The following is a 26129-nucleotide window of genomic DNA, read 5'->3' on the forward strand; positions in this document are numbered from 1 at the left end:
TGGTGACCCGTCCGGGAATCGAACCCGGGATACCGCCGTGAAAGGGCGGTGTCTTAACCGCTTGACCAACGGGCCAAAGTTGGTGACTCACCCGCGACTCGAACGCGGGACACCCTGATTAAAAGTCAGGTGCTCTGCCAACTGAGCTAGTGAGTCATAAATGGCTCCCCGAGTAGGACTCGAACCTACGACCGATCGGTTAACAGCCGATTGCTCTACCAACTGAGCTATCGAGGAATATTTGGAGCGGGAAACGAGATTCGAACTCGCGACCCCCGCCTTGGCAAGGCGGTGCTCTACCGCTGAGCTATTCCCGCATACAGAACCGATAATTACTATATCATAATTATCTTCTGTTAGTCAAGAACTAAACTAGACCAGTTCTGACTGCCTTATAATAATATCAATTTACACATATAGTGTCAATGGTTTTTCAATGAATTTCCTATAAAATAATACAATAGCAACCTATATGATTTCTACTAAATATATAAAAGAGGACTTTCATATATATATATATCATTCACTAATAATTAAGTAAACAAAACATATATCATACTAAGTCCTCTCTATCATTATCTATTTAATATCTTCTTGTCTACCCTTACCAGCACCATCTTCAGCAGCTTTCACTTCTGCTTCAACAAATGTTTTCATATCATTTAGCATATGCATAGATGCATCAATGATAGATAATCCCATTGTAGAGCCTAATCCTTCAGCAATATCTAAATGATAATGTAATGGTGGTTTTACACCTAAGAAACGACATTGTTCCTTATGAATTGGATCATCATAAACAGCCGATGAAAATACATAGTCTTTCACCAAAGGTTCCATTGTTACGGCTGCTAGTACAGCAGCACCAGTTAAAGTGTTATCAAACACTACAGCCATACGATGACTAGCTACACCTAGAATAAAGCCTGTTAAGAAAGCAATATCTAGTCCACCTGCAACATGAAGTAAATGCAATACCGCATCACGTCGTTCGCTCTCACCAAGTAAAGACCAATCAGCAACAGCAATATTATAAGGGTCTACGAAAGAATGTATATGAGCAGCTCGTTGTTCAATAGTAGGCCCAGACTCAGACTCTGCCAATAGAGACTCATATGAGGCACCAGTTATAGTTGCGGTTGTAACCAAGGCATCAAGGAACGTACGTTCACCTATATTACCTAACGCCACCACTTGTAGACCCGTTTCATGTAATTTATCTGCATAACCAAAACCCATGGCAAGCGCTTGTTCCAATTCATCATCACTAATAGATGCTTCTATGCCAAAGAAATGAGACCCCTTACGGATAACACGGGAATCAACGTTTACTAAATGATTCGTATCCTGTTCCAATCCAACATTAACCACATATACCGGGGCTTTTAATTTAAATGCGGCCCCTTGCGTAGCACTCATACCCTCATTAAATCGTTTTATTGCATTTAGACTATTATGACCATGTTCACTATTTTGAGGTCCATCTACAAGATGATCGGTAGCTACAATGAGAACCCCATACTTCAAATGATTTGGTTGTGGATTGGCTAATACACCTGCAAATCGTTCTGCTATTGTTTCGAGCATAGCAAGACTATAAATCGGTTTTGTTAAATTATCAATACGATACCGACAGGTTTCCATAGCTTTAGCATCTAATGGTTGAATATCAAATGTTCTCATGCCTTACCTCCTGTTATAGCCATATACATATGAACGGCAAGATCAAGCATGCCCATTTGGATTGATCCGCCAGACGCCTCACCCAAGCATAATCCTAAATCTACATAAGCTTCAAGGCCTAAATTCTCTAATGAAGATTTGGCGGCCTTTTCAGCAGATAAATGAGATGCCATCACATAATCCATCGCATGAGGGACTAATGTTTTCGCCACTAATGCACATGCAGATGTATTAAATCCATCGATAATAACGAGGCCGTGATTAGCTGCTGCACCTAAAATAACCCCAACAATACAAGTAAATTCAAAGCCACCTACGGCAGCTAAAATACCAATAGCATCATCTTTTGGTATATATTTATATTTTTCTAATACATCATGCACAATACGTTGCTTTAATTTAAGCCGCTCATCGGAAATATTGGTACCTCGCCCTGTAGCTTCTTCTGCCGTAAGGCCTGCAAACTTAGCAGTCATAAGTGCACTTGCGGTAGTATTAGAAATTCCCATCTCACCAACAAGAAACACATTAAACCCTTCATCTATTTTCTCTTTTACAAGACGAATTCCTGTTTCAATACCCTCAATGGCCTGTTCACGTGTCATAGCAGGTTCTTCTAAGAAATTTTTTGTTCCCATCCCCAGCTTATGACTTCTAAGGCCTGGAACCCAACTCATATCAGCATCAACGCCCATATCAATAACTTCCATTTGTGCGCCACAGTAATTCGCCAAGGAGTTTGCTCCAGCGCCCTTCGGGATCAGATAATTTTGAGTCATACCAATCGTAGTTTCCTTTGGGTACGCACTAACCCCCATATCAGCTACGCCATGATCAGCAGAAGAAATAATCATACATGGTTTAGGAATCGTTAATTGTTTTTGATTCGTAGCAGCTCCATATTGAGATACCATATTCACGAGACGCCCATATTGCTTAGCATCAGATGCATCATTCCAATTCTTGATTATATGTTGTTCAATACCGGTACTGCGCGCATGAATCGCATCGCAAGTTTCTTTTAATAAACTCATAAAATCACTCCTAATTATTCTTAATTTGCCCCGTTAAATAGGGTAGTTTATTACGAATATCTCTACTTTTATTTAAATATGTTTCTAATCCTTTTCCTTCATCTTCTTGTGAAAGTATATCCTTAACTCGATGAATTTCATCTTCTATCAGTTCAAGGCCCGCCAGCACATTATGACGATTACCATAAATAATTTCCCGCCACATAGATGGTAATCCACCAGCTACACGTGTACAATCACGAAATCCACCGGCAGATAGTTTCATACGCAGTTCCCCTAGTTCATCCCCTCCGGAAACCTGTGTCAAAATCGCCGCTAGTAGATGTGGCATATGACTTACCATAGCCAAATACGCATCATGAGCATATACATCAACAAATTCAATACGTGAACCAACAGCACGTCCCATATCCGCTAGTTCTTGGGCTACCTCTTCACAGTATACATCGGATGCTTTATCCTCTAACACAATCCACCCCATACCTTTAAAAAGATTTTTATGAGATACTTCATATCCTCCCTTTTCAGATCCTGCCATAGGATGAACAGATACAAAAATAGTCCCCTTCGGAATTGATTCATAAACAGCACGTACAAAATTATCCTTTGCACTAGATACATCAGTTACAACTTGACCTGGTCTAAAAAGATGTGCCATTTCAGTAAAGAGTCGTGCATTAGTATCAGGAGGTAATGAAAATACAACAATATCAGAGTTCTCAATTAAAGGTTCTACTTCGGTCCAAGCTTGAGATATAACACCATCTTGTAATGCTGCGTCACATACCTCTTGTCGACGTGCATATCCTACCACATCATAATCTGTATACGCTTTTAAAGCCTTAGCTAAAGATCCACCCAGCAAACCTAGACCAATAATACCTACGGTTCTACTCATATAAACCTACTTTCATATGTACTATATATCTCCAATATATAAACGCAAAACAACTATACCATTACACCTCAACGAGGCGTTTTTCTTTCCATTTTCCACTCTGCCAACGATAAATAAACAATAAACCTCGTAAAATCTCATCAAGAGCCATGGCAATCCATATACCAACAAGGCCCCAGTCCCAGTAAATACCAAATAGATACGATAATGGTACAGCACATAGCCACATCCCCAAAACACCTACAAGCGTAGGTGTACGAATATCACCTGCAGCTTGCAAACATCCTACCATAACTATATTAACGGCACGCCCCAACTCAAGAAAAATTTCAACTAAGAGTACATCATGTGCTAATGATAAAATCTCAGAATCTGTAGTAAATACAGATAAAATCGTATCACTAGTCATATAGAAAAATGTAGCAAGCCCAACGCTAATAACAATGGCTAAACTCATAGACTTCCATACACGATTAGTAACTTCATTTTGTCGCTTAGCCCCCATAAGAAAACCTACAATGACTTGGGACGCATTAGCTAGTGCTATGGTATACACATAGCATAGCATAGCAATAACATATACATAGACCTTTGTATTAATAACAGCTAGACCCAAAATATTAACCATCTTCATTATCGTTGTTTGTGATAATTGATAACTCAAGGTCTCACCACCAGATGGCACGCTAATATGTAATAAAGACTTAACAGTCTGCCAAGGAAACGGTCTTAAATAAACTGTGCTAACCTTCAATTGTAATAGTTTCTTGAACAGGTATACGATAATAAGAAGTCCAATGACCTTCGAAAGCCATGTAGAAATAGATACACCTAGTACACCAAGACTCGGTATAGGCCCATGACCGAAAATCAGGATATAGTTTGTTCCTACATGGATAATATTCATAACGAGTGCCACATACATGGTGATCCGTGTCAGTGAATGGCCTCTAAATACGGCAACCAATGCATAGTACATAGCCTGTATTGGTAATCCTGCCGCTACAATGGTCGTATATAGCGATGTATCCCCCATCGTTTCCGGTGGTATACCAAGCCATGTAAAAATCCATTCATGACAAGTGATAAAAAACACTGCTGCTACCGAGGAGAATACAAAGTTTAGCACTAAACTAACTGTACAAACCTCTGACAACTTCGACTGATTTCGAGCACCCAAATATTGGGCAATCAAAATCGTCGTGGCAGTACTCATAACAACAATGAGCATGATAAAAATATTTAAAATTTGATTTGCATTAGCTACTGCTGCTACCGCCTGTGGCGAGTAGTGGCTCATCATGAGCTGATCAATATTGCCAACGAGCAATTGCAGGAATACTTCGATAAATATAGGCCAACTCAGTGTCCAAATGGATAAACTAATGCCCTTTTCGTATGCTTTCATAAATACCTCTACGAAAAATACCATACAATGACATTATTATAACACTTTCTACAACCACATGGGACAAAAATAAAACGTGTCACCATTAGGTGACACGTTTCTGATAAGTAAGATATAGTAAGTATCTACTATACCTTACCAATATTATTTAAATTGATTGCAAAGACTATCAAATAATGCTTGATCAGGTTTAACAACATCTTCCGTCAATGGACGTGGATGTACACCACCATTAACAGAGGCCATAGCTTTTTCAAAAGATGGCTTAGTTGTATCTTGGTAGATAAGACCTGTAACCAACCCTTGTGTTTCACCTAATGTTTTAAGTGCTGTTGCACGATCTGTAGGATCATAGCCTTCTGGTAAGCTAGTCAAATGTTCTTTGAACCAATCATAGCTATTATGTTTATTGTATGTAACACATGGGCTAAATACGTTAATGAAAGAGAACCCTTCATGGTCTATAGCTTGTTGAATCAAATCAACAAGTTCTGTGCGGTTAATCATATAGCTTTGAGCTACGAATGTAGCCCCTGCTGCAATAGCAGTTTCACACACGGACAATGGCGTTTCAAATGCCCCACGAGGTGTTGTTTTTGTAACAAAGCCGATATCGGAACGAGGGGATGCTTGACCTTTAGTCAAACCGTAAACATGGTTATCCATAACAATATATGTCATATTAACATTACGCTTGAAAGCATGGATAGTATGCCCCATACCGATAGCGAATGCATCACCATCACCAGAGCATGCAATAACTTCTAAATCTTGATTTGCAAGTTTAACGCCTTGAGCATAAGGAAGTGCACGACCATGAGTAGTATGTGCGCCATATGCGTAGAAGTAACCACCGATACGGCTAGAGCAGCCGATACCAGAGATAACTGCCAATTTTTCAGGTGGAATATTTTTTGCCACTACTGCATCAGTAATTGCTGCTTGCACCCCATAATGACCACAACCAGGGCACCAGTTAGGGCGAATATCATTTCTGTAATCTTTAGCTGTTGTCATATTATAGGACCTCCTTAATTGCATTTTTCACATACGATTTTGTGAATGGATTACCATCATATTTCAAGCAGCTAGAAATTTTAGATTTCTTATGCATGTTGATTTTGAATAGGTTAGTCAATTGACCTGTCGCATTATGTTCTACAATCACAACTTTCTTAGCTGCATCCATGAAAGGTTGTAATTGTTTTGCAGGGAACGGTTTAATCAAACGAAGTTGTAAATGATTAACTTTAACCCCTTCTTGATCGAATTCAGCTACTGCTTCTTCAATAGCACCACGGCTAGAAGCCATACCTACAACGAGCACATCAGCTTCATCGTATTTTGCATTGTTCAAGAATGGTTCATAGTTATCAGCTACAGTTTCCAATTTACGGAAACGTTTATCAGTTTGCGCTACATGCATTGTAGGCGCTTCTGCTGGTTTACCTTCTTCATTATGTTCAAGACCTGTAGAAAGGAATAAACCATTTTTCATACCTGGAATTGTGCGTGGAGAAATACCATCTTCTGTTAATTCAAAGCGTTTGAAATATTTAGGTTGTTCTAACTCAGGAAGGTCAGCTTCTTTCATCATTTTACCGCGATTAATAGGTACACGGTTCAAATCAAATGTAGGAACAGATTGTTTATTCAAGCCTTGTTGTAAATCTGGCATAAAGATAACAGGGCATTGATACATTTCTGCCAAGTTAAAAGCTTTTTGAATTTCGTAGAAACATTCTTCAATGGATGTTGGAGAAATTACGATACCAGAGTAATCGCCATGTGCGTTATAGCAAGCCGCATCAATATCGGATTGTTCTATCTTTGTAGCCATACCTGTGGATGGGCCGGAACGTTGTACATCGATAACAACCATAGGAAGTTCTGCCATGGATGCCATAGATAAGGATTCTGCCATCAAGGATAGACCAGGACCAGAAGTACATGTGAAGCCACGAACCCCTGCATATACACCGCCCATAGCAGTCATACAAGCCGCGATTTCATCTTCTGTTTGAACGATAGTAGCACCTAATTTATCCATGTTTTTAATCATGTATTCCATTACTTCAGATGCTGGAGTAATAGGATAGGATGCCATGAAACGGGAACCTGCTGCAATAGCGCCAAGAGCACATGCTTCATTACCCAATAAGAACATTTGATCCTTCTTACCAGGTGCTGGTAATGTATCAATTTCTACATCACCTAATTTTTCCATTACAAGGCTATAGCCATCATCAAAAGCGGCCAAGTTCTTATCTACGATTTCTTGAGATTTTTTCGCAAATTTTGCCGCGATTGCATCTTTAAACATCTTAGTATCAAAACCAAGAAGTGCTACGGACATACCAAGTGCTACAATATTACGCATCAATAAGGAACCTTGTTTCATTGCCGTTTCAGAGATTGGCAAGGATAAGCAGTTAACTTTTGAGCCTTCAAATTTTGAAAAATCTGGTTTTACCTTGCTATCACAGATAATATAGCCACCATCACGCACTTCTCCACCATGCATATCAACAGTTTCTTGATCAAGTGAAAGCAAGAAATCCACGCCTTCACCAATAGACATCACTTGTTCTAATGCAACGCGTAATGCGAAGGTCGTATGACCACCTTTAATACGGGACGCAAACAAACGTTGACTGTACAAAGAATATCCTTCTTTTGCAAGGATTGTAGCCATGATTTCGCCACAGCTCTCGATACCTTCACCTTGTTGGCCACCCATTTTCCAGATAAAATCTTTACGTTTTTGCAAGAGATTCACCCTCCTTAGGATACAATTATAATGCTGACAAGAGTCTACCCTATGTATATAATTACAGCTAAGTAATAAACCTGTCTCATAGAGCAATTGTAACATGTATGATAGACCTTTTACAATCTAACATTTCATATTTATTCTTCTTTAATACGTTGTATTACTGCATTAAGCCTAGACTTAGTAAAAAAAATCTCCTCTAATACGAGACCTTGTGCCGGTGCGGTTTTTCCAATTCGCTTACGGTCCTTTGCCGCTAATAATTCAGGGATTTGAGATACTGATTTTCGGCCTAGCCCAATGTCCACTAATAAACCAGCTATATTCCGAACCATATGATATAAAAATCCATCACCCACAACAGAAATATCAATCCGACCTTTTTGTTCTACAATACCAATAGCATAAATAGTTTTTACAGGATCTACAGGTGTTGTATTAGCGCCTTTTAATGTAGAAAAATCATGTGTCCCTTCTAATGCCTTACCGCCTTGTCGCATAGCTTCAACGTTTAACATTTTTTTTATATGCCAATAATAACGTTGTCCTATAGGATCAGCAATTTCTCGATTATAAATAGAGTAGATATATTCCTTTCCAAAAATATGATTACGCGGTTTCCAATCTAAAGGAATCTCAATTGCTTCTGTTACAACAATATCTTTTGGTAAATGAGCAATCGTCGCCCTAGGAATATTCTCCACGGGTATCGATCCAGATGTTTGGAAAGCACACACTTGAAATCGAGCATGTACACCCGCATCAGTACGAGATGCACCATAAATTTGAATAGATTCTGCACATATAATAGATAATGCCTTTTCCAAAGCCCCTTGTACTGTAATTCCCTTATCAGCAGACTGTTTCTGATAACCGGCTAAATCAGTACCATCATAAGCTACGATTAATCGTATATTCCGCATTATCCTAACCACCATAGGATTAATAGAACAGCCGTTACAATGAGCACTGCACCTACACCTACATAATCAACCCAGGTAATACTAAGTTCTTTCATACGAGTACGGTTAACACCACCACGATAGCAACGAGCCTCCATAGCAACAGCCAGTTCATCTGCACGACGGAACGCACTAATAAACAGTGGAACGAGAAGCGGTACCATATTTTTAGCACGTTGAATTATTGAGCCAGTTACAAAGTCTGCACCGCGAGCCGATTGGGCTTTCATAATACGATCCGTTTCATCTAATAAAGTAGGAATAAACCGCAATGCAATGGTCATCATCATAGCAAGTTCATGAGCGGGTACGCCAATATGACGAAAAGGATTTAACAAATGCTCAATGCCATCTGTAAGGCGTATTGGTGATGTCGTATAGGTCAGCAATGAAGAAAATAAAATTAAAAATACTAACCGTGCCGCCATTTGTAACCCCATAGCAATACCATTATCCGTGATATTAATAATTCCATAGGAAATTATACTATTACCTGGAGTTGTAAAAATATGAACCCCCATAGTAAAGACAATAATAATCCATAGTGGTTTTATAGCATTCCACATAAGATGCAATGGCAAACGAGACAATACCATTGCACCAATTGTAAATGCAGCTACAATGCCGTATGCCAAAGGTGTATTCGCTAAAAATATAGCAACTACAAATATAGTAGTACCAATAATTTTTGCTCTAGGATCCATACGATGTAACAAAGAATTACCGGGAAAGAATTGGCCAATCGTAATATTATTTAACATGTTGACCTCCTTCTAAGATAGCTTGTACAGCATCATCTACAGTTAATACTTCATTTGAAACATCAAGGCCTCGATTACGTAATGATTCTATCAATACAGATACAGGAGGTACATCAACACCAACTTGTTGTAATATATCACGATGATGATTAAAGATATCTAACGGTTTACCATCCAGTACAATCTGACCCTTATCTAATACAATTAAGCGATTGGCCATGCGTGAAATATCTTCCATATTATGAGATACCAAAATGACGGTTACCTCTTTCTCCTTATGTAATTTAATAATTTCTTCAAATATTTCTTCTCTGCCAAAAGGGTCAAGACCTGCCGATGGCTCATCAAGGACTAAAAAATCAGGTTCCATTGCCACTACACCCGCTATGGCCACTCGACGCATTTGTCCTCCTGATAGGTGAAATGGAGAACGTTCAGCATACGTATCATAATCTAATCCTACAAAAGCCATGGATTCACGGACGCGACGATCTACCTCTTTTTCATCAAGGCCTAAGTTTTTAGGGCCAAATGCAATATCTTCAGCAATCGTTTCTTCAAACAGTTGATGTTCTGGGTATTGAAATACCATTCCCACTTTATGGCGCATTTGTTTGGCCTCATCTGTTTTTTCACTCACATCGACACCATTAACAATCACTTTCCCCGTTGTAGGATGCAATAAACCGTTAAGATGTTGTACAAACGTAGATTTCCCCGACCCAGTATGTCCAATAATACCAAGAAACTCACCATTTTCAATGGTTACAGAAATATCTTTCAATGCTGTTTTTTCAAAAGGAGTACCTGCGCCATAGGTGTACGTAATATTATCTAATATAATAGACATTAGTGCGCCTCCTTTACATAATACGTAGTTAATGCGTCACCAAGCTCATCATTAGTAATGATATCTTTTGAAATATCAACACCTTTCTGAACTAATTTTGATGCAACTTCAGCAGCAACAGGTACATCAAGCCCTAATGCCTTTAGCGTATCTACTTGAGTAAATATTTCACGCGGAGTTCCTTCCTGAAGTTTAACACCATTCTTCATAACTATAACACGATCCGCTGTAACGGCTTCTTCCATAAAGTGAGTGATTAATACAATCGTAATGCCCTCTTCTTTATTTAATTTATGAATCGTTTTAAGAACTTCTAATCGTCCTTTAGGATCTAACATAGCAGTAGGTTCATCTAAAACAATACATTCTGGCTTCATAGCCAATACACCAGCAATGGCTATACGCTGCTTTTGACCACCCGATAATAAATGTGGCCCATGTTCAGCATATTCAGTCATATTTACTGACGCTAAAGCTTCATACACACGCTTACGAATCTCAATACTAGGTACTCCTAAGTTTTCTGGTCCAAAAGCTACGTCTTCTTCTACAACAGCTGCTACAATTTGATTATCCGGGTTTTGAAATACCATTCCTACATGTTGACGTATATTCCAAATATGTTCATTATCTAATGTGTCAAAACCACACACAGTAATATGCCCTTCTGTAGGTTGTAATAAAACATTAAAATGCTTAGCTAATGTACTTTTACCGCTACCATTAGTACCAATAATGGCTACAAATTCACCTCGATGTATACTAAGATTAACATCATCTAAAGCACGTACGTCATTACCATTCTCATCAATATATATATGACTTAAATGGTTTACCTCTATCATAGTTTCGTTTGATTTCATAAATGGCCTCGTATCTTTCTAGTCAATTTCGCCTTTGTAAAAGTTGACAATTATACTTTCACTACTACGATAACTGCTACTATATAACGATATTTACATAAATCGATTGTACCATAAAATTGACAATAAAAAAACGGTGCTATAACCGAAGTTACAACACCGTATAAGTTTGATTAAACTAACTCAATAATAGCGCAAGGTGCAGCGTCACCTTTGCGAAGACCAGTTTTGATTACACGAGTGTAACCACCTTGACGGTCAGCATATTTTGGAGCAATTGTATCAAACAATTTTTTTACTACGCTTTCATCCATGAGGTATGCAAGAACTTGGCGACGTGCATGAAGATCACCACGTTTAGCCAAAGTTACCATTTGATCTGCTAAAGAGCGAAGTTCTTTCGCTTTAGCTTCAGTAGTTTCGATACGCTCATATTGGAAGAAAGATGTTAACATGCTACGGAACAACGCTTTACGAGCGGAGCTATCGCGGCCTAATTTTCTGTACATTCGTCTTCCTCCTTATTCGCCTTTTTGCTTAAGATTAAATCCACCTGGATGATTGCTAAGTTTTTCAGCAATTTCATCAATAGATTTTTTACCTAAGTTGCGAACTTTTCCTAAGTCATCAATGGTTTTGTCTAGCAAATCTGCAATTGTGTTGATACCAGCACGTTTCAAGCAATTATAAGCACGAACAGAGAGTTCCAATTCATCAATGGAAATCTTAGCTGGGCCATCATCTTCTTGAACATCTTGAGGAGTAGGATCAACTACATCACCTTCAAGATTTTGATCGTCTAATTCAACAACACTTGTAGAGTGTGCTAATTTAGTGAAGTTCCCTAAATAACCAATCATAATGGCAGCAGATTTTGCCACTGCATCAGCAGCGGTAATGGAACCATCAGTCCAAACTTCTAATGTAAGTTTGTCGAAGTCCATTTCATTACCTACGCGAACATCACTCACTTCGTATTTAGCACGAAGAATTGGGGAGAAGATGGAATCGATTGGAATGCAACCGATAACATCTGAATCCTTTTTATTCTTAGTGGAAGGAACATATCCTTTACCACGTTCGATTACTACGTCCATTACTAAATGAGCTGTTTCATCCATTGTCGCAATCACAAGTTCAGGATTCAATACTTCTACTTCTGGTGGAAGTTGCTCAGCTAAATCAGCAGCTGTCAACATACCATCCTTTTGAAAGTCAAAGTGAACTTCCAATGGCCATTCTGCATCTTCTTCAAGTTTGATGCACAATTGCTTTAAGTTAAGGATAATATCTGTTACATCTTCACGGATGCCAGGAATAGTAGAGAATTCATGAAGAACCCCATCAATTTTGATAGAGGTGATAGCTGCCCCATCCAAGGATGAAAGCAAAATTCTGCGCAAGCTATTACCGAGAGTGATACCATAGCCACGATCTAATGGTTCACATACAAATTTACCATAACGACCGCCTTCAGCAATGTCCACTTTCTCGATTTTAAGTTTCTTTTCTTCGCTCATCAGGAACATCCTCCTATATAACACACGTTCTTAGTTTAATTATAGCACGGCCGTCAAAACGGCCGTCTATATATTATACACGACGGCGTTTTGGAGGGCGACAACCATTGTGAGGAATTGGAGTTACGTCTTTAATGGAAGTAACTTCAAGACCTGCAGCTTGTAAAGCACGGATTGCAGCTTCACGGCCGGATCCAGGACCTTTTACAAATACTTCAACAGTGCGAAGACCATGTTCCATTGCAGCTTTAGCAGCTTGTTCAGCAGCCATTTGAGCAGCAAATGGAGTGGATTTACGGGAACCACGGAAGCCCAAGCCACCAGCGGAAGCCCAAGACAATGCATTGCCGTTTGTATCTGTCAAAGTTACGATAGTGTTATTGAATGTAGAACGAATATGAGCCGCACCGGATTCAATATGTTTCTTTTCTTTTCTTTTAGTTCTAACAACTTTTTTAGCCACGCTTTATCCCTCCTTTATCTTATTTCTTTTTACCAGCAATTGCTTTTCTAGGACCTTTGCGAGTACGTGCATTCGTTTTAGTACGTTGACCACGAAGTGGTAAACCCATACGATGACGTTTGCCTCGATAGGAGTTGATTTCAATCAAGCGTTTAATGTTAAGTGCTTCTTCACGACGAAGGTCACCTTCTACTTTATAATCAGCATCTAACACTTCACGAATTTTCGCTACTTCATCTTCAGAAAGATCGCGAACACGTGTGTCAGGATTAATACCAGTTTTAGCAAGAATTTCGTCTGCTAAAGTAGGACCAATACCATAAATATAAGTTAAACCAATTTCCACTCGTTTATCACGAGGTAAATCTACACCGGCGATACGTGCCATTTAAATCTCCACCTCCTATCAGATTATCCTTGTTTTTGTTTATGTTTTGGATTTTCGCAAATAACCATTACGCGGCCTTTACGTTTAATGATTTTACATTTTTCGCATATCTTTTTAACTGATGGTTGAACCTTCATTAGTACCTCCTTTGTGGATCCTATGCTTATTTAAAGCGATAGGTGATGCGACCACGATTTAAGTCATATGGTGTCAGTTCCATAGTAACTTTATCACCAGGAAGAATACGGATAAAATTCATACGCATTTTACCTGACACGTGAGCTAATACCACATGACCATTTTCCAATTCAACTTGGAACATAGCATTAGGTAATGCTTCTACTACCGTACCTTCCACCTCAATAACGTCTTCTTTTGACATATTTTTTCCTCCGGTTACCTGTTTTATTTAATTAACCGCGGTTCATCACGCATGGTTAATATTTCAGGGCCGTTTTCTGTAACAACCACTGTATGTTCGAAATGAGCAGCTGGTTTACCATCAATGGTAACTGCCGTCCAGTCATCACCCAACACACGAACTTTATAAGAACCTAATGTAATCATTGGCTCAATACACAATACCATACCTGGTTTCATCACTGGACCATGGTCCGGATCACCATAATTTGGAATTTGTGGATCTTCATGCATTTCGCGGCCTAAACCATGACCAACGAAGTCGCGAACGACACCGTAACCATGTTTCTCACAATACGTTTGAACAGCGTGACCGATGGCACCAATATGATTGCCAACTTTCACTTGTTCGATTCCCTTGAACAGACTTTCTTCTGTTACTTTTAACAATTTCATCACATCTGGTTTGACATGACCAATTGGAATTGTCACAGCCGAATCACCATGATAACCATCCACAGATGACACAAGGTCAATACTGAGAACATCACCATTTTTAAGCTTACGCTTGGCACTCGGAATACCATGAACAACTTCTTCATTGATAGAAGCACAGATTGTAGCAGGGAACCCATAGTACCCTTTACAACTTGGTATACCACCGTGGCTGCGAATATATTCTTCGGCAATTGTATCTAACTCAAGCGTCGTGATGCCAGGTTTAGCCTTTTCTACTAACAAGGACAACGTGTCTGCTGTAAGCTTGCTTGCCTTGCGGATACATTCAATTTCATGGGCAGATTTTAAAATAATCATAGATTATTTCTCCAACGCCTTAATGATGTCAGCAAATACTGCGTCTACATCTTGTAAACCATTAATTTCTTGATATAAACCGCTATTACGATAGTAATCAATTAATGGTTTAGTAGATTCTTCGTACACAGCTAGACGTTTCTGTACTGTTTCAGGGTTATCATCAGCACGATTTTCAAGAACTGCTCGTTCGCTAATACGTTTAACAAGTTCTTCAGAAGGAACATTTAAGTTAAGCACAGCGTCCAAAGAAATTCCTAATTCTTTAAGGATTGCATCCAAGGACACAGCTTGCGCTGTAGTTCTTGGAAATCCATCAAGAATAAATCCAGATTTGCAGTCATCTTTAACCAAGCGATCACGTACGATACCAACAGTTACACTATCTGGTACCAATTGACCAGCATCGATATATTTCTTAGCCTCAACTCCAAGAGGTGTTTCGTTCTTAATCGCAGCGCGGAACATATCACCTGTTGAAATTTGGGGAATACCGTATTTTTCAATAAGTCGAGCTGCCTGTGTGCCTTTACCAGCACCAGGAGGTCCCATTAATAAAATATACATTCTGTTTCCCTCCTATTTTACAAAGCCCTTATAGTGGCGTGTTACCATAAGTGACTCAATTTGTTGCATTGTATCAAGTGCTACACCTACAACGATCAAGAGAGCTGTACCACCAAAGTATACGCCTTGCACGCCTGTAATCGTACCGAGAAAATTCGGTATGATAGCGACGATAGCTAAGAATACAGCACCAGCCAATGTAATCTTGGTCATCACGTTATCCACATAATCAGCAGTAGGTTTACCCGCACGAATACCTGGGATAAAACCACCGTATTTTTTCATATTATCTGCCATATCTGTAATGTTGATAGAGATTGCAGTATAGAAGTACGTAAAGATAAAAATCAATATTGCATACAATGCCGTTTGTAACGGCGTTCCCCAAGTAAATAAATCTGCCATTTTATGAACAAAATCATTTTCAATAAATTGTGCAATTGTTACGGGAAACATCAACACAGATGACGCAAAGATAATTGGAATTACACCTGCCTGATTGACTTTCAATGGCAAGAATGTAGAGTGACCACCGTACATTTTACGACCAACTACGCGTTTAGCATATTGAATCGGAATACGACGTTGGCCTTGCGTAACAGCTACTACAACAGCAATCATTGCAATAGCAATTACAGCAAATAAAAATGCTTGGAACATATTAATCGTTCCAGTTTGTATATATTGGTAAATAGTTTGAAGACCATCTGGTAATCTAGCTACGATACCAGCAAAGATAATCAAAGAAATACCATTACCAATGCCATATGCTGTGATTTGTTCGCCAATCCACATCAATAAGCATGTGCCTGCTGTTAGGATAATAGCTACAACAAATACACTAAGGATATCATTATTTACGAGAGCGGAATTTGCACGTAGTGCAAACGCCATGCCAAAGGCTTGTATAAAACCTAAAACAACCGTACCATAACGAGTTACCTTCGCAATTTTTTTACGGCCCTCTTCACCATCTTTACTCCACGCTTCAAACTGTGGAACTACAGCTTGAAGTAGTTGCATGATGATGGAAGCATTAATGTAAGGTGTAATACTCATTGCAAAGATAGAGAACTTACTTAGCGCACCACCAGCAAACAAGTCTAATAGACCGAATAAATTACCGGATGTAAATAAAGATTCAATAACAGATGCATCAACACCAGGTACAGGGATGTGAATGCCGGCTCTAAACACGGCAAACATCATCAATGTGTACACAATCTTATTACGCAACTCAGTAATCTTAAAGATGTTCGAGAGGCTATCTAGCAAACTAGATCACCTCTACTTTTCCGCCTGCTGCTGTGATTTTTTCTTCAGCAGATTTAGTGAAGCCGTTAGCAATTACAGTTAGGTTTTTAGTTTCCAAAGAACCATTACCTAAGATGCGAATGCCATCACGTACATTTTTCAAAATACCAGCTTCAATAAGAGCTACTGGATCAACTGTTGCACCGTCTTCAAAACGGTTCAATTGTTCTACGTTAACTTCAGCATATTGTTTAGCAAAAACGTTGTTGAAACCACGTTTTGGTAAACGACGATAAAGAGGCATTTGGCCGCCTTCAAAACCGGAACGAACGCCACCGCCAGAACGGGAGTTTTGACCTTTTTGACCACGACCAGATGTTTTACCCAAGCCAGAACCTAAACCACGGCCTACACGAGTACGAGTTTTTTTGGAACCAGCAGCTGGTTGTAATTCATGAAGTTTCATTCAGTGCACCTCCTTATCAGTATTAAACTTCTTCAACTTTTACTAAATGTCTAACTTTGTGAAGCATACCTTGAATTTGTGGTGTTACTTCTTTTACGACTTGAGAATTAGTTTTTTTCAAGCCCAAAGCTTTAACTGTCGCGCGTTGATCTTCAGGACGACCGATTAAGCTTCTTGTTAATGTTACTTTAACTTGTGCCATTTCTTGTCTCCTTATTACGCGTTATAGATTTCTTCAACGGATTTACCACGAAGTTCAGCAACTTCGCTAGCACGTTTCAAATCTTTCAAACCTTCAATAGTAGCACGAACCATATTGTTAGGGTTAGAAGAGCCCAAAGATTTAGTCAAGATGTTACGAACACCAACTAATTCCAATACGGCACGAACAGGACCACCAGCAATAACGCCAGTACCTTCAGCAGCTGGTTTCAAGAATACACGGCCTGCGCCGAATACACCTGTTACAGTGTGAGGGATTGTACCATTTTTAATTGCTACATTTACGATATTTTTCTTAGCATCATCGATACCTTTGCGGATAGCTTCAGGTACTTCCGCAGCTTTACCTAAGCCAACGCCTACATAACCGTTGCCATCACCAACAACTACAAGAGCGCTGAAGGAAAAACGACGACCGCCTTTAACTACTTTGGCTACGCGGTTGATGAATACTACTCTTTCTTTAAGATCAAGACTGGTGTAGTCAATTCTCGCCATGTCTATAGTTCCTCCTTCTTAGAATTTTAAGCCTGCTTCACGAGCACCTTCTGCAAGTGCTGCTACGCGACCATGATAAATATAACCACCACGGTCAAACACTACAGTGTCAATACCTTTAGCGATAGCTTTCTTAGCAACTGCTTCACCAACAGCTTTAGCAGCAGCAATGTTACCACCATAGGATAAATTTAAATCTTTATCTAAAGAGCTAGCAGCTACTAATGTAGTACCTGCTACGTCATCGATAACTTGAGCGTAAATGTTGCTCAAGCTGCGATATACGTTCAAACGTGGGCAAGTTGCCGTACCAGAAATATGACGGCGAATACGAAGATGACGTTTTGCTCGAGCGATGTTTCTACTAGATTTACGAGGCAAGATATTCACTCCTTTCATTCATATAGATGATATTACTATTTACCTTTTGCACCAGCTTTACCAGCTTTACGACGAACAACTTCGCCTTCATAGCGGATACCTTTACCTTTATAAGGTTCAGGTTTTCTCCATTTACGGATATCAGCTGCTACCGCGCCTACAACTTCTTTGTCTGCACCAGACACAACAATTTTGTTAGGAGCTGGAACTTCAATTGTAATACCAGCTGGAGCTTCCATCTCTACTGGATGAGAGAAGCCAAGTGTAAGAGCCAATTTATTGCCTTGTTTAGCCGCTCTGTAACCAACACCGTTGATTTCAAGAGTTTTTGTAAATCCTTCTGCTACGCCTGTTACCATATTAGCAACAAGAGCGCGAGTCAAACCGTGAAGGGCACGATGAGCTTTATCTTCGGAAGGACGAGCTACTGTGATTGTGTTACCTTCTACAGTGATGATCATATCTGGATGCAAATCGCGAGATAATTCACCTTTAGGACCTTTTACGTTCATATGATGGTTATCATATGTAACAGTAACGCCTGCAGGAATCTCGATAGGCATTCTACCGATACGTGACATTATTTCTACCTCCTATTGCTACTATTACCAAACGTATGCGATTACTTCGCCACCAAGACCTTCTTTACGAGCTTGTTTGTCGCTCATAACGCCTTTGGATGTAGAAATAACTGCGATACCCAAACCACCAAGTACACGAGGAAGTTCTTCCTTTTTCGCGTAAACACGTAAACCAGGTTTGGAAATACGTTTAATTCCTGTAATAACTTTTTCGTTATTGGAACCATATTTCAAAGTTACTTTTAAAGTGTTTTCTTCTTTTTCAACGTTCTTTACAAAACCTTCTTGTAAAAGGATGTCAAGAACTGCTGCTTTCATTCTAGATGCAGGAATGTTTACCGTTTCGTGAAGTGCAGCATTTGCATTACGGATGCGCGTAAGCATATCCGCGATAGGATCGGTCATTACCATAATCTAAAAACCTCCTCTCGTCTAATATTACCAGCTGGCTTTTTTAACACCAGGAATTTGTCCTTTGTACGCCAATTCACGGAACGCAATACGGCTGATACCGAATTTACGCATATAGCCGTGAGGACGACCAGTTAAGTTGCAACGATTGTGCAAACGTGTTGGGGATGCATTAGCTGGTAATTTGGACAAGCCTTCATAATCACCTGCTGCTTTAAGCGCCGCACGTTTAGCTGCATATTTTTCAACGATTTTAGCGCGTTTCTTTTCGCGTTCAATCATAGATTTTTTAGCCATCTATATGTTCCTCCTATTATTTTTCAAAAGGCATACCGAATTGAGTCAACAATTCACGAGCTTCTTCATCTGTTTTAGCACTTGTTACTACGATAATATCCATACCAGTAACGCGTTCTACCTGATCATATTCGATTTCAGGGAAGATGAGCTGTTCTTTAAGACCCAAAGCGTAGTTACCACGGCCATCAAATGCAGTAGCGCTGATACCGCGGAAGTCACGTACACGAGGTAATGCCGCATTGATCAATTTATCAAGGAATTCATACATGCGTTCGCCACGAAGAGTAACTTTTGTACCCAACGCCATGCCTTCACGAACTTTAAAGTTCGCAATAGATTTTTTAGCTTTTGTAATTACAGGTTTTTGACCAGCAATAATTGTTAAGTCATTCACTGCAGCTTCTAAAGCTTTTGCATTGCCTACAGCATCGCCAACGCCGATGTTGATAACGATTTTTTCCAATTTAGGAATTTCCATTACGTTGCCGTATTGGAATTTTTCTTGCATACTCTTTTTGATTTCAGAGTTGTATTGTTCAAATAAACGAGACATTTATGTAGCTCCTCCTTTCCTGATTATTTAAGTACTGTACCGGATTTAACAGTTGCACGAACGAATTTACCGTCTTTACCTTCAACTTTTTTGATACGAGTAGCTGTTTTAGTTTCTGGGTCAACGATCATTACGTTAGAAACATGGATGCCAGCTTCTTTAGTAACAATGCCACCTTGTGGGTTAGCTTGAGAAGGTTTTGTGTGACGTTTTACAGTGTTTACGCCTTTAACAAATACGCGTTCTTTTTTAGGTTCAGTAGCAATTACTGTACCTTGCTTACCTTTATCTTTACCGGAGATAACAACAACTGTATCGCCTTTTTTGATTTGTAATTTAGCCATATGCTGCGTTCCTCCTTCTTATAATACTTCTGGAGCTAAGGAAACGATTTTCATGAAGTCTTTTTCACGAAGTTCTCTAGCTACAGGTCCGAAGATACGAGTACCACGAGGGGTTTTATCTTCTTTAATAACTACTGCTGCGTTTTCATCAAAACGGATATAGGAACCGTCTTGACGGCGGATACCTTTTTTAGAACGAACAATAACAGCTTTGACTACGTCGCCTTTCTTGACAACGCCACCGGGTGATGCATCTTTTACAGAAGCAACGATTACGTCACCGATATTGCCGAATTTGCGATAAGAACCGCCCATGACTTGGATGCACATAATACGTTTTGCACCAGTGTTGTCGGCAACATTCAAAATTGTTTGTTGCTGGATCATCGTCTATTCCTCCTTACATCACTCTTATTTTTGTCTTTCAAGAATTTCAACAACTCTCCAACATTTATCTTTAGAAAGTGGACGAGTTTCTACAATTTTAACTGTATCGCCAATACGGCACTCATTATTTTCATCATGAGCTTTGAAGCGTTTATTGCTAACCATTGGCTTATTATATAATGCGTGAGGTACTTTACGTTCTACAGCAACAACAACAGTTTTTTCCATTTTGTCGCTAACAACTTTACCTACGCGGACTTTACGTACGTTTCTTTCTTCTGCCACGATTTTAAGCCTCCTTTTCAAACTTTAACAAATCTGTCATTATGCGTTTTCAGATTTAAGTTCAACTTCACGTTGTACAGTTTTAATACGAGCGATTGTCTTCTTAACTTCACGAATGCGCATAGGATTCTCTAATTGACCTGTTGCAAGCTGAAAACGGAGGTTAAATAACTCTTCCTTAAGACCGGAAACTTTTTGTTCCATTTCGGCAGCGCTCATATTGCGAATGTCATTAACCTTCATTTACGTCACCACCCAATTCTTTACCCTTAACAACAAATTTGCATTTGATTGGAAGTTTATGGCTTGCAAGACGCATAGCTTCACGAGCTACAGCTTCTGGCACACCGTCCATTTCAAACATTACACGACCTGGTTTAACTACTGCTACCCAGTATTCAGGAGAACCTTTACCAGAACCCATACGAGTACCAGCTGGTTTAGCTGTGATTGGTTTGTCAGGGAAAATTTTAATCCATACTTGACCGCCACGTTTGATATAACGAGTCATAGCAATACGAGCAGCTTCGATTTGACGATTAGTGATCCAAGATGGTTCGCATGCTACCAAGCCAAACTCACCATGAGACACTGTATTACCGCGCATAGCACGACCTTTCATACGGCCGCGGAATTGCTTACGATGTTTTACACGCTTTGGAATAAGCATTACTTGCCACCTTCTTCCTTCTTAGCAGGTTGTTTTGCTTCTGGCAAAACTTCACCTTTGTAAATCCATACTTTAATGCCGATACAACCATAAGTTGTATGAGCTTCAGCAGTACCGTAGTCGATATTTGCACGAAGTGTGTGCAATGGAATAGAACCTTCACGGTAAGATTCGCTACGAGCGATTTCAGCGCCGCCAAGACGACCACTTACCATGATTTTGATACCTTTTGCACCTAAGCGCATTGTACGACCAACAGCTTGTTTCATTGCACGACGGAAACCAATACGGCGTTCCAATTGGCTAGCAATGTTTTCAGCAACCAAGATTGAATCCATGTCTGCTTGTTTAATTTCTGCGATGTTAACGTCCACTTGTTTATCAGTGAAACGAGTCATTGCTTTTTTGATATCTTCGATACCAGCACCACCACGACCGATAACCATACCTGGTTTTGCAGTGTGGATAGTCAATTTAATACGTTTATTTGTACGCTCGATTTCAATGCGGGAAATACCAGCAATGAAAAGGGTTTCTTTCAAGAAGTTACGAATTTTAACGTCTTCATGAAGATTAGCAGCGAAATCTTTTTCTGCATACCACTTTGCGTCCCAATCTTTTACGATACCGACACGCAAACCGTGTGGATTAACTTTTTGACCCACTCTGTTTCCCTCCTTCTTAAGCTCTTTCTTTAACTACTACTGTTACGTGGCTAGTGCGTTTCAAAATTTTGAAAGCTTGTCCACGGGAACGAGGATGAATACGTTTCAATGTAGGACCTTGATCAACGAAGATCTCGGATACATACAAGTTATCCACATTCATATCAAAATTGTGTTCTGCATTTGCGATTGCGGAACGCATAACTTTTTCGACTACATCAGCGCCAACTTTCGGAGTGAACTTCAAGATGGCAAATGCCTCGCCGATGTTTTTACCGCGCACTAAATCAGCAACGATACGGATTTTACGAGGCGCGATTCGGATATGTCTAGCGATTGCTTTTGCTTCCATTAATTATTCCTCCTATTTTTTGCCTGTAGATTTTTCGTCCTTACCGTGACCTTTGAAAGTACGTGTAGGAGCGAATTCACCTAATTTATGACCTACCATATCTTCTGTAATGAATACAGGTACATGTTTGCGACCATCATGCACAGCAATTGTGTGGCCTACAAAACTAGGGATAATAGTAGAGGCACGGGACCAGGTTTTTACAACTTTCTTTTCGTTAGTTTCGTTTAAAGCATCAACTTTCTTAAGCAAATGATCTGCTACGAAAGGGCCTTTTTTAATAGATCTGGACACTATTTTATCTCCTTTCCTTTATCCTATTTTGTACGACGTTTAATGATCAAGCTGTTAGAAGCTTTTTTCTTGTCGCGAGTTTTAACACCATGTGCTGGTTTGCCCCAAGGTGTAACAGGATGTTTACGACCAACAGGAGATTTACCTTCACCACCACCATGTGGATGGTCACAAGGGTTCATTACAACACCACGGTTACCAGGACGAACGCCCATCCAACGATGACGACCAGCTTTACCAATTACAAGGTTGCTGTGTTCAGCGTTGCCTACAACACCAACAGTTGCACGGCATTCTTGACGTACGCGGCGCATTTCGCCAGATGGTAAACGAAGAATAGCATAGCCATTATCTTTACCCATCAATTGAGCGGATGTACCAGCGGAACGAACGATTTGACCGCCTTTACCGATTTTTAATTCGATGTTGTGGATTTGAGTACCGTCTGGGATATTAGCCAATGGTAAGCAGTTACCAGGTTTAATATCAGATTCAGGACCGGAGAATACAACGTCACCAACTTTTAAGCCGTTAGGAGCTAAAATATAACGTTTTTCACCATCAGCGTAGTTAAGTAAAGCAATACGAGAAGAACGGTTAGGATCATACTCGATTGTTGCTACTTTAGCTGGGATATTATCTTTAGTACGTTTGAAGTCAATGATACGGTATTGACGTTTATGACCGCCACCTTGGTGACGAACTGTCATTTTACCAGTATTATTACGACCACCTTTTTGGGAAATCTTAGCCAACAAAGATTTTTCTGGTTTGCTTGCTGTGATTTCGTCGAAGGCGGATACTGTCATAAACCGGCGACCAGCGGAGTACGGTTTAAATGATTTAATTGCCATTAGTGGGCCTCCTTACAACTAGACTCTTAGACACCTTCAAATAATGTAATGGATTCGCCAGCTTTTAAAGTTACGATAGCTTTTTTGTAATCACTACGTTTACCTTGTGTACGACCCATGCGTTTAGTTTTGCCTAATACGCGAATAGTAGCTACTTTTTCTACTTTTACATTGAAGATTTTTTCAACAGCTTGACGGATTTGCACTTTATTTGCAGTCAAAGGCACGCGGAACGTGTATTTGTTTTCTTCCATAAGCTTTGTGGATTTTTCGGTAATAACCGGACGGATTAGTACATCATGTAATTGCATTATCCAAGTACCTCCTCAATTTTTGCGACAGCGCCTTTAGTAATGAAGAGCTTATCGTAATGAAGAAGATCGAAAATGTTCATACCTTCGCAAGCCAATGCTTTAACACCTTGGATATTGCGAGCGGAACGTTCAACATTTACATCACCTTCAGTGATGAACAATACTTTTGCATCGCCAACATTGAAGCTATTGATAATATTCAATACTTCTTTTGTTTTAGGAGCTGCTAATGTGATTTCTTCCAAAACGTATAATTCGCTATTATTTACCTTATCGCTAAGAGCAGATTTAACTGCCAAACGTCTAGCCTTACGAGGCATAGCTTTGTAATAGCTGCGAGGTTGTGGACCAAATGTAGTACCGCCACCAATCCAGATTGGAGAACGGCTAGAACCGGAACGCGCACGACCAGTACCTTTTTGTTTCCAAGGTTTGCGGCCACCGCCACGAACCATACCTCTAGTTTTTGTTGCATGTGTGCCGAGACGTTCGTTAGACAATTGACGAACTACGGCTTGATGCATAACGGCTTCGTTTACTTCAACGCCGAATACTGCATCGTTTAACTGTATTTCACCGACTTTAACGCCGGATTGATTATATGTTGCTACTGTAGGCATTACATAATCCTCCTTTCGACAAATGATTATTTAACAGGTTTAACCGTGTTGCGAACCATAACCAAGCTACCTTTAGCGCCTGGGATACCACCTTTAACCAATAAAAGGTTACGTTCAGCATCAACTTTCACAACGGATAAGCGTTGTACGGTAACTCTGTAACCACCCATTTGTCCAGGGAGTTTTTTACCTTTGTATACCTTACCGCCGCCACCGGAGATCATAGGACCGATGGAACCAGGTTCACGGTGAGATTTGGAGCCATGAGTTTCAGGACCACGAGAGAAATTATGGCGTTTAATTGTGCCAGCAAAACCCTTACCTTTACCTGTACCTACTACGTCCACCAATTCACCTTCTGCGAAGATATCAGCTGCCAGAGTTTGGCCTACTGTGTAGTCAGCTGCATTGTCAACGCGAACTTCGCGAAGATATTTAACTGGAGCTACGCCAGCTTTGTCGAACTGACCTTTTACAGGTTTTGTTAAATGTTTTTCTTTAATGGAACCATAACCAATTTGTACTGCTTCATAACCGTCTGTTTCAACAGTCTTAACGCGCACTACAACGCTTGGGGTAGTTTCCACTACTGTTACAGGAACTAATTGGCCTTCAGCTGTGAAGACTTGTGTCATTCCTAATTTTTTACCCAAAATAGCTTTAGACATTATCGCACCTCCTTATAGTTTTATTTCAATAGATACACCAGCTGGTAAATCTAAACGAGTGATAGCATCTACTGTTTTCGAATTTGGTTCAAGAATATCGATTAAGCGTTTATGTGTACGCATTTCGAATTGTTCACGAGAATCTTTGTTAACGTGTACGGAACGAAGAATTGTGAAGATATTCTTTTCTGTTGGCAATGGAATCGGACCAGATACCATAGCGCCATTTCTTTTTGCAGTGTCTACGATCTTAGCAGCGCTTTGATCGAGAGCTTTGTGGTCGTATGCCTTAAGGCGAATACGGATTTTTTGCTGTTTAGCCATTATTAATAATTCCTCCTGTCGTCCATTTCTTGAATGAACTGCTCCATAGAAATTCTCCTCCGCAGAGGCAACCTTCTACTTCATAGTTTGAAAACACAACACGAGAGCGGTAGAACATACCGCTCCTACATGTCGTGGGTATTGTGCCCAACGCATCACTACGATGAGCATAAAGGTTGGATTAACCTTCGATTTCTGTTACAACGCCAGCGCCTACTGTATGGCCACCTTCGCGAATCGCGAAACGAAGACCTTCTTCGATAGCGATTGGAGTAATCAATTCGATTTCCATTGTTACGTTATCGCCAGGCATACACATTTCTACACCTTCAGGAAGGTT

At 39.8% G+C, this 26129-nt stretch carries 40 protein-coding genes, 4 tRNA genes and 1 pseudogene; all 45 read right to left on the bottom strand.

Annotation, left to right across the window (positions count from 1 at the left end; translation table 11 throughout):
- Positions 1-75 (bottom strand) — tRNA-Glu (locus Q0E20_RS07610).
- 5 nt (positions 76-80) lie between these two features.
- Positions 81-156, bottom strand: a tRNA-Lys gene (locus tag Q0E20_RS07615).
- Between the two features lie 5 nt (positions 157-161).
- A tRNA-Asn gene (locus tag Q0E20_RS07620) sits at positions 162-237 on the bottom strand.
- Between the two features lie 5 nt (positions 238-242).
- Positions 243-317: transfer RNA gene (locus Q0E20_RS07625), tRNA-Gly, on the bottom strand.
- 262 nt (positions 318-579) lie between these two features.
- A complete protein-coding gene (locus Q0E20_RS07630; protein ID WP_295998581.1) occupies positions 580-1683 on the bottom strand; it encodes a nicotinate-nucleotide--dimethylbenzimidazole phosphoribosyltransferase in 1104 nt (367 codons plus the stop codon).
- Positions 1680-2717: a nicotinate-nucleotide--dimethylbenzimidazole phosphoribosyltransferase gene (locus Q0E20_RS07635; protein WP_295998583.1), complete on the bottom strand. Its 1038-nt coding sequence runs from the start codon at positions 2715-2717 to the stop codon at positions 1680-1682. Before Q0E20_RS07635 ends, Q0E20_RS07630 begins: the two co-directional genes overlap by 4 nt.
- 10 nt (positions 2718-2727) lie before the next feature.
- Entirely contained in the window at positions 2728-3615 is an 888-nt protein-coding gene (locus Q0E20_RS07640) for a prephenate dehydrogenase/arogenate dehydrogenase family protein (protein WP_295998586.1), read from the bottom strand.
- Positions 3616-3676: 61 nt separating this feature from the next.
- Positions 3677-5023: an MATE family efflux transporter gene (locus tag Q0E20_RS07645; RefSeq protein WP_295998589.1), complete on the bottom strand. Its 1347-nt coding sequence runs from the start codon at positions 5021-5023 to the stop codon at positions 3677-3679.
- Between the two features lie 144 nt (positions 5024-5167).
- Positions 5168-6040, bottom strand: a complete 873-nt coding sequence (locus Q0E20_RS07650; protein ID WP_295998591.1) for a 2-oxoacid:ferredoxin oxidoreductase subunit beta — start codon at positions 6038-6040, stop codon at positions 5168-5170.
- A gap of 1 nt (position 6041) precedes the next feature.
- On the bottom strand, positions 6042-7793 hold the full coding sequence (locus Q0E20_RS07655) for a 2-oxoacid:acceptor oxidoreductase subunit alpha (RefSeq protein WP_295998593.1): 1752 nt from the start codon (positions 7791-7793) through the stop codon (positions 6042-6044).
- 140 nt (positions 7794-7933) lie between these two features.
- On the bottom strand, positions 7934-8719 hold the full coding sequence (gene truA, locus Q0E20_RS07660) for a tRNA pseudouridine(38-40) synthase TruA (protein WP_295998595.1): 786 nt from the start codon (positions 8717-8719) through the stop codon (positions 7934-7936).
- Entirely contained in the window at positions 8719-9519 is an 801-nt protein-coding gene (locus Q0E20_RS07665) for an energy-coupling factor transporter transmembrane protein EcfT (protein WP_295998596.1), read from the bottom strand. Before Q0E20_RS07665 ends, truA begins: the two co-directional genes overlap by 1 nt.
- Positions 9509-10369: an energy-coupling factor transporter ATPase gene (locus Q0E20_RS07670; protein ID WP_295998600.1), complete on the bottom strand. Its 861-nt coding sequence runs from the start codon at positions 10367-10369 to the stop codon at positions 9509-9511. The genes Q0E20_RS07665 and Q0E20_RS07670 overlap by 11 nt, the downstream gene beginning before the upstream one ends.
- Positions 10369-11232 carry an energy-coupling factor transporter ATPase gene (locus tag Q0E20_RS07675; RefSeq protein WP_295998604.1) on the bottom strand — a complete coding sequence of 288 codons (864 nt, stop codon included), beginning with the start codon at positions 11230-11232 and terminating at the stop codon, positions 10369-10371. The genes Q0E20_RS07670 and Q0E20_RS07675 overlap by 1 nt, the downstream gene beginning before the upstream one ends.
- A 173-nt stretch (positions 11233-11405) precedes the next feature.
- Positions 11406-11741: a 50S ribosomal protein L17 gene (gene rplQ, locus Q0E20_RS07680; RefSeq protein ID WP_005377090.1), complete on the bottom strand. Its 336-nt coding sequence runs from the start codon at positions 11739-11741 to the stop codon at positions 11406-11408.
- 12 nt (positions 11742-11753) lie between these two features.
- The gene (locus tag Q0E20_RS07685) at positions 11754-12752 is read right to left on the bottom strand and encodes a DNA-directed RNA polymerase subunit alpha (RefSeq protein ID WP_295260465.1); all 999 of its coding nucleotides are present in this window, start codon (positions 12750-12752) and stop codon (positions 11754-11756) included.
- A gap of 73 nt (positions 12753-12825) precedes the next feature.
- Positions 12826-13215, bottom strand: a complete 390-nt coding sequence (rpsK, locus tag Q0E20_RS07690; protein WP_004695151.1) for a 30S ribosomal protein S11 — start codon at positions 13213-13215, stop codon at positions 12826-12828.
- Positions 13216-13234: 19 nt separating this feature from the next.
- Positions 13235-13603 (bottom strand): 30S ribosomal protein S13, encoded by a 369-nt coding sequence (rpsM, locus tag Q0E20_RS07695; protein WP_005377185.1) that lies wholly within the window; start codon positions 13601-13603, stop codon positions 13235-13237.
- A 23-nt stretch (positions 13604-13626) separates the two neighbouring features.
- Positions 13627-13740: a 50S ribosomal protein L36 gene (gene rpmJ / locus Q0E20_RS07700; protein WP_004695148.1), complete on the bottom strand. Its 114-nt coding sequence runs from the start codon at positions 13738-13740 to the stop codon at positions 13627-13629.
- Between the two features lie 26 nt (positions 13741-13766).
- Positions 13767-13985, bottom strand: coding sequence for a translation initiation factor IF-1 (gene infA / locus Q0E20_RS07705; protein WP_005377071.1), 219 nt, complete (start codon positions 13983-13985; stop codon positions 13767-13769).
- Positions 13986-14008: 23 nt separating this feature from the next.
- Positions 14009-14779 carry a type I methionyl aminopeptidase gene (gene map, locus Q0E20_RS07710; protein ID WP_295998609.1) on the bottom strand — a complete coding sequence of 257 codons (771 nt, stop codon included), beginning with the start codon at positions 14777-14779 and terminating at the stop codon, positions 14009-14011.
- A 3-nt stretch (positions 14780-14782) separates the two neighbouring features.
- A complete protein-coding gene (locus tag Q0E20_RS07715) occupies positions 14783-15346 on the bottom strand; it encodes an adenylate kinase (protein WP_004695145.1) in 564 nt (187 codons plus the stop codon).
- 12 nt (positions 15347-15358) lie between these two features.
- Complete coding sequence (gene secY / locus Q0E20_RS07720; protein ID WP_295260412.1) at positions 15359-16621, bottom strand: preprotein translocase subunit SecY; 1263 nt, start codon at positions 16619-16621, stop codon at positions 15359-15361.
- 1 nt (position 16622) lies between these two features.
- Positions 16623-17066 carry a 50S ribosomal protein L15 gene (rplO, locus tag Q0E20_RS07725; RefSeq protein ID WP_005381674.1) on the bottom strand — a complete coding sequence of 148 codons (444 nt, stop codon included), beginning with the start codon at positions 17064-17066 and terminating at the stop codon, positions 16623-16625.
- Between the two features lie 22 nt (positions 17067-17088).
- Positions 17089-17268, bottom strand: coding sequence for a 50S ribosomal protein L30 (gene rpmD / locus Q0E20_RS07730; RefSeq protein ID WP_005377126.1), 180 nt, complete (start codon positions 17266-17268; stop codon positions 17089-17091).
- A 14-nt stretch (positions 17269-17282) separates the two neighbouring features.
- Complete coding sequence (rpsE, locus tag Q0E20_RS07735) at positions 17283-17786, bottom strand: 30S ribosomal protein S5 (protein ID WP_105083564.1); 504 nt, start codon at positions 17784-17786, stop codon at positions 17283-17285.
- Positions 17787-17804: 18 nt separating this feature from the next.
- The gene (gene rplR / locus Q0E20_RS07740; protein ID WP_005377001.1) at positions 17805-18167 is read right to left on the bottom strand and encodes a 50S ribosomal protein L18; all 363 of its coding nucleotides are present in this window, start codon (positions 18165-18167) and stop codon (positions 17805-17807) included.
- 35 nt (positions 18168-18202) lie between these two features.
- A complete protein-coding gene (rplF, locus tag Q0E20_RS07745) occupies positions 18203-18748 on the bottom strand; it encodes a 50S ribosomal protein L6 (protein WP_005377036.1) in 546 nt (181 codons plus the stop codon).
- A gap of 24 nt (positions 18749-18772) precedes the next feature.
- Positions 18773-19159, bottom strand: coding sequence for a 30S ribosomal protein S8 (rpsH, locus tag Q0E20_RS07750; RefSeq protein ID WP_004695128.1), 387 nt, complete (start codon positions 19157-19159; stop codon positions 18773-18775).
- 27 nt (positions 19160-19186) lie between these two features.
- Entirely contained in the window at positions 19187-19456 is a 270-nt protein-coding gene (gene rpsN, locus Q0E20_RS07755; RefSeq protein ID WP_005377140.1) for a 30S ribosomal protein S14, read from the bottom strand.
- A 16-nt stretch (positions 19457-19472) separates the two neighbouring features.
- On the bottom strand, positions 19473-20012 hold the full coding sequence (gene rplE / locus Q0E20_RS07760; RefSeq protein ID WP_005377127.1) for a 50S ribosomal protein L5: 540 nt from the start codon (positions 20010-20012) through the stop codon (positions 19473-19475).
- Between the two features lie 23 nt (positions 20013-20035).
- A complete protein-coding gene (rplX, locus tag Q0E20_RS07765; RefSeq protein ID WP_295998617.1) occupies positions 20036-20356 on the bottom strand; it encodes a 50S ribosomal protein L24 in 321 nt (106 codons plus the stop codon).
- A gap of 18 nt (positions 20357-20374) precedes the next feature.
- A complete protein-coding gene (gene rplN / locus Q0E20_RS07770; protein ID WP_005376994.1) occupies positions 20375-20743 on the bottom strand; it encodes a 50S ribosomal protein L14 in 369 nt (122 codons plus the stop codon).
- Between the two features lie 24 nt (positions 20744-20767).
- Positions 20768-21028 carry a 30S ribosomal protein S17 gene (rpsQ, locus tag Q0E20_RS07775; protein WP_105083565.1) on the bottom strand — a complete coding sequence of 87 codons (261 nt, stop codon included), beginning with the start codon at positions 21026-21028 and terminating at the stop codon, positions 20768-20770.
- A gap of 39 nt (positions 21029-21067) precedes the next feature.
- Positions 21068-21271, bottom strand: coding sequence for a 50S ribosomal protein L29 (gene rpmC / locus Q0E20_RS07780; protein ID WP_004695115.1), 204 nt, complete (start codon positions 21269-21271; stop codon positions 21068-21070).
- Entirely contained in the window at positions 21261-21698 is a 438-nt protein-coding gene (rplP, locus tag Q0E20_RS07785) for a 50S ribosomal protein L16 (protein ID WP_005377168.1), read from the bottom strand. The genes rpmC and rplP overlap by 11 nt, the downstream gene beginning before the upstream one ends.
- Positions 21698-22363 (bottom strand): 30S ribosomal protein S3, encoded by a 666-nt coding sequence (gene rpsC, locus Q0E20_RS07790; protein ID WP_295998626.1) that lies wholly within the window; start codon positions 22361-22363, stop codon positions 21698-21700. Before rpsC ends, rplP begins: the two co-directional genes overlap by 1 nt.
- A 16-nt stretch (positions 22364-22379) precedes the next feature.
- On the bottom strand, positions 22380-22715 hold the full coding sequence (rplV, locus tag Q0E20_RS07795; RefSeq protein WP_004695112.1) for a 50S ribosomal protein L22: 336 nt from the start codon (positions 22713-22715) through the stop codon (positions 22380-22382).
- A 12-nt stretch (positions 22716-22727) separates the two neighbouring features.
- Positions 22728-23009, bottom strand: a complete 282-nt coding sequence (gene rpsS, locus Q0E20_RS07800; RefSeq protein ID WP_005377144.1) for a 30S ribosomal protein S19 — start codon at positions 23007-23009, stop codon at positions 22728-22730.
- A gap of 23 nt (positions 23010-23032) precedes the next feature.
- Positions 23033-23863, bottom strand: coding sequence for a 50S ribosomal protein L2 (gene rplB, locus Q0E20_RS07805; protein ID WP_005377128.1), 831 nt, complete (start codon positions 23861-23863; stop codon positions 23033-23035).
- A 26-nt stretch (positions 23864-23889) separates the two neighbouring features.
- Entirely contained in the window at positions 23890-24174 is a 285-nt protein-coding gene (gene rplW, locus Q0E20_RS07810; RefSeq protein WP_005376990.1) for a 50S ribosomal protein L23, read from the bottom strand.
- The gene (gene rplD, locus Q0E20_RS07815; RefSeq protein ID WP_005377066.1) at positions 24174-24797 is read right to left on the bottom strand and encodes a 50S ribosomal protein L4; all 624 of its coding nucleotides are present in this window, start codon (positions 24795-24797) and stop codon (positions 24174-24176) included. Before rplD ends, rplW begins: the two co-directional genes overlap by 1 nt.
- A gap of 26 nt (positions 24798-24823) precedes the next feature.
- Positions 24824-25465 (bottom strand): 50S ribosomal protein L3, encoded by a 642-nt coding sequence (gene rplC, locus Q0E20_RS07820; RefSeq protein WP_059364064.1) that lies wholly within the window; start codon positions 25463-25465, stop codon positions 24824-24826.
- A 12-nt stretch (positions 25466-25477) separates the two neighbouring features.
- A complete protein-coding gene (gene rpsJ, locus Q0E20_RS07825) occupies positions 25478-25789 on the bottom strand; it encodes a 30S ribosomal protein S10 (RefSeq protein ID WP_004695100.1) in 312 nt (103 codons plus the stop codon).
- A gap of 181 nt (positions 25790-25970) precedes the next feature.
- Positions 25971-26129 (bottom strand): annotated as a pseudogene (gene tuf / locus Q0E20_RS07830) (elongation factor Tu); the annotation flags it as partial.

It is taken from the genome of uncultured Veillonella sp. (genome assembly GCF_934230905.1).
In the GTDB taxonomy this organism is placed as follows: domain Bacteria; phylum Bacillota; class Negativicutes; order Veillonellales; family Veillonellaceae; genus Veillonella.

What these genes read in the sequence shown, in the direction of transcription:
- Q0E20_RS07630 (WP_295998581.1), bottom strand. Translation starts at nt 1,683, where the DNA reads ATGAGAACATTTGATATTCAACCATTAGATGCTAAAGCTATGGAAACC.
- Q0E20_RS07635 (WP_295998583.1), bottom strand. Translation starts at nt 2,717, where the DNA reads ATGAGTTTATTAAAAGAAACTTGCGATGCGATTCATGCGCGCAGTACC.
- Q0E20_RS07640 (WP_295998586.1), bottom strand. Translation starts at nt 3,615, where the DNA reads ATGAGTAGAACCGTAGGTATTATTGGTCTAGGTTTGCTGGGTGGATCT.
- Q0E20_RS07645 (WP_295998589.1), bottom strand. Translation starts at nt 5,023, where the DNA reads ATGAAAGCATACGAAAAGGGCATTAGTTTATCCATTTGGACACTGAGT.
- Q0E20_RS07650 (WP_295998591.1), bottom strand. Translation starts at nt 6,040, where the DNA reads ATGACAACAGCTAAAGATTACAGAAATGATATTCGCCCTAACTGGTGC.
- truA (WP_295998595.1), bottom strand. Translation starts at nt 8,719, where the DNA reads ATGCGGAATATACGATTAATCGTAGCTTATGATGGTACTGATTTAGCC.
- Q0E20_RS07665 (WP_295998596.1), bottom strand. Translation starts at nt 9,519, where the DNA reads ATGTTAAATAATATTACGATTGGCCAATTCTTTCCCGGTAATTCTTTG.
- Q0E20_RS07670 (WP_295998600.1), bottom strand. Translation starts at nt 10,369, where the DNA reads ATGTCTATTATATTAGATAATATTACGTACACCTATGGCGCAGGTACT.
- Q0E20_RS07675 (WP_295998604.1), bottom strand. Translation starts at nt 11,232, where the DNA reads ATGAAATCAAACGAAACTATGATAGAGGTAAACCATTTAAGTCATATA.
- rplQ (WP_005377090.1), bottom strand. Translation starts at nt 11,741, where the DNA reads ATGTACAGAAAATTAGGCCGCGATAGCTCCGCTCGTAAAGCGTTGTTC.
- Q0E20_RS07685 (WP_295260465.1), bottom strand. Translation starts at nt 12,752, where the DNA reads ATGAGCGAAGAAAAGAAACTTAAAATCGAGAAAGTGGACATTGCTGAA.
- rpsM (WP_005377185.1), bottom strand. Translation starts at nt 13,603, where the DNA reads ATGGCACGTATCGCCGGTGTAGATTTACCTCGTGATAAACGAGTGGAA.
- rpmJ (WP_004695148.1), bottom strand. Translation starts at nt 13,740, where the DNA reads ATGAAGGTTCAACCATCAGTTAAAAAGATATGCGAAAAATGTAAAATC.
- infA (WP_005377071.1), bottom strand. Translation starts at nt 13,985, where the DNA reads ATGTCAAAAGAAGACGTTATTGAGGTGGAAGGTACGGTAGTAGAAGCA.
- map (WP_295998609.1), bottom strand. Translation starts at nt 14,779, where the DNA reads ATGATTATTTTAAAATCTGCCCATGAAATTGAATGTATCCGCAAGGCA.
- Q0E20_RS07715 (WP_004695145.1), bottom strand. Translation starts at nt 15,346, where the DNA reads ATGTATATTTTATTAATGGGACCTCCTGGTGCTGGTAAAGGCACACAG.
- rplO (WP_005381674.1), bottom strand. Translation starts at nt 17,066, where the DNA reads ATGAAACTTCATGAATTACAACCAGCTGCTGGTTCCAAAAAAACTCGT.
- rpmD (WP_005377126.1), bottom strand. Translation starts at nt 17,268, where the DNA reads ATGGCACAAGTTAAAGTAACATTAACAAGAAGCTTAATCGGTCGTCCT.
- rpsE (WP_105083564.1), bottom strand. Translation starts at nt 17,786, where the DNA reads ATGGCGAGAATTGACTACACCAGTCTTGATCTTAAAGAAAGAGTAGTA.
- rplF (WP_005377036.1), bottom strand. Translation starts at nt 18,748, where the DNA reads ATGTCACGTATCGGTAGAATGCCTATCGAGATTCCTGCAGGCGTTACT.
- rpsH (WP_004695128.1), bottom strand. Translation starts at nt 19,159, where the DNA reads ATGGTAATGACCGATCCTATCGCGGATATGCTTACGCGCATCCGTAAT.
- rpsN (WP_005377140.1), bottom strand. Translation starts at nt 19,456, where the DNA reads ATGGCTAAAAAATCTATGATTGAACGCGAAAAGAAACGCGCTAAAATC.
- rplE (WP_005377127.1), bottom strand. Translation starts at nt 20,012, where the DNA reads ATGTCTCGTTTATTTGAACAATACAACTCTGAAATCAAAAAGAGTATG.
- rplX (WP_295998617.1), bottom strand. Translation starts at nt 20,356, where the DNA reads ATGGCTAAATTACAAATCAAAAAAGGCGATACAGTTGTTGTTATCTCC.
- rplN (WP_005376994.1), bottom strand. Translation starts at nt 20,743, where the DNA reads ATGATCCAGCAACAAACAATTTTGAATGTTGCCGACAACACTGGTGCA.
- rpmC (WP_004695115.1), bottom strand. Translation starts at nt 21,271, where the DNA reads ATGAAGGTTAATGACATTCGCAATATGAGCGCTGCCGAAATGGAACAA.
- rplP (WP_005377168.1), bottom strand. Translation starts at nt 21,698, where the DNA reads ATGCTTATTCCAAAGCGTGTAAAACATCGTAAGCAATTCCGCGGCCGT.
- rplV (WP_004695112.1), bottom strand. Translation starts at nt 22,715, where the DNA reads ATGGAAGCAAAAGCAATCGCTAGACATATCCGAATCGCGCCTCGTAAA.
- rplB (WP_005377128.1), bottom strand. Translation starts at nt 23,863, where the DNA reads ATGGCAATTAAATCATTTAAACCGTACTCCGCTGGTCGCCGGTTTATG.
- rplW (WP_005376990.1), bottom strand. Translation starts at nt 24,174, where the DNA reads ATGCAATTACATGATGTACTAATCCGTCCGGTTATTACCGAAAAATCC.
- rplD (WP_005377066.1), bottom strand. Translation starts at nt 24,797, where the DNA reads ATGCCTACAGTAGCAACATATAATCAATCCGGCGTTAAAGTCGGTGAA.
- rplC (WP_059364064.1), bottom strand. Translation starts at nt 25,465, where the DNA reads ATGTCTAAAGCTATTTTGGGTAAAAAATTAGGAATGACACAAGTCTTC.
- rpsJ (WP_004695100.1), bottom strand. Translation starts at nt 25,789, where the DNA reads ATGGCTAAACAGCAAAAAATCCGTATTCGCCTTAAGGCATACGACCAC.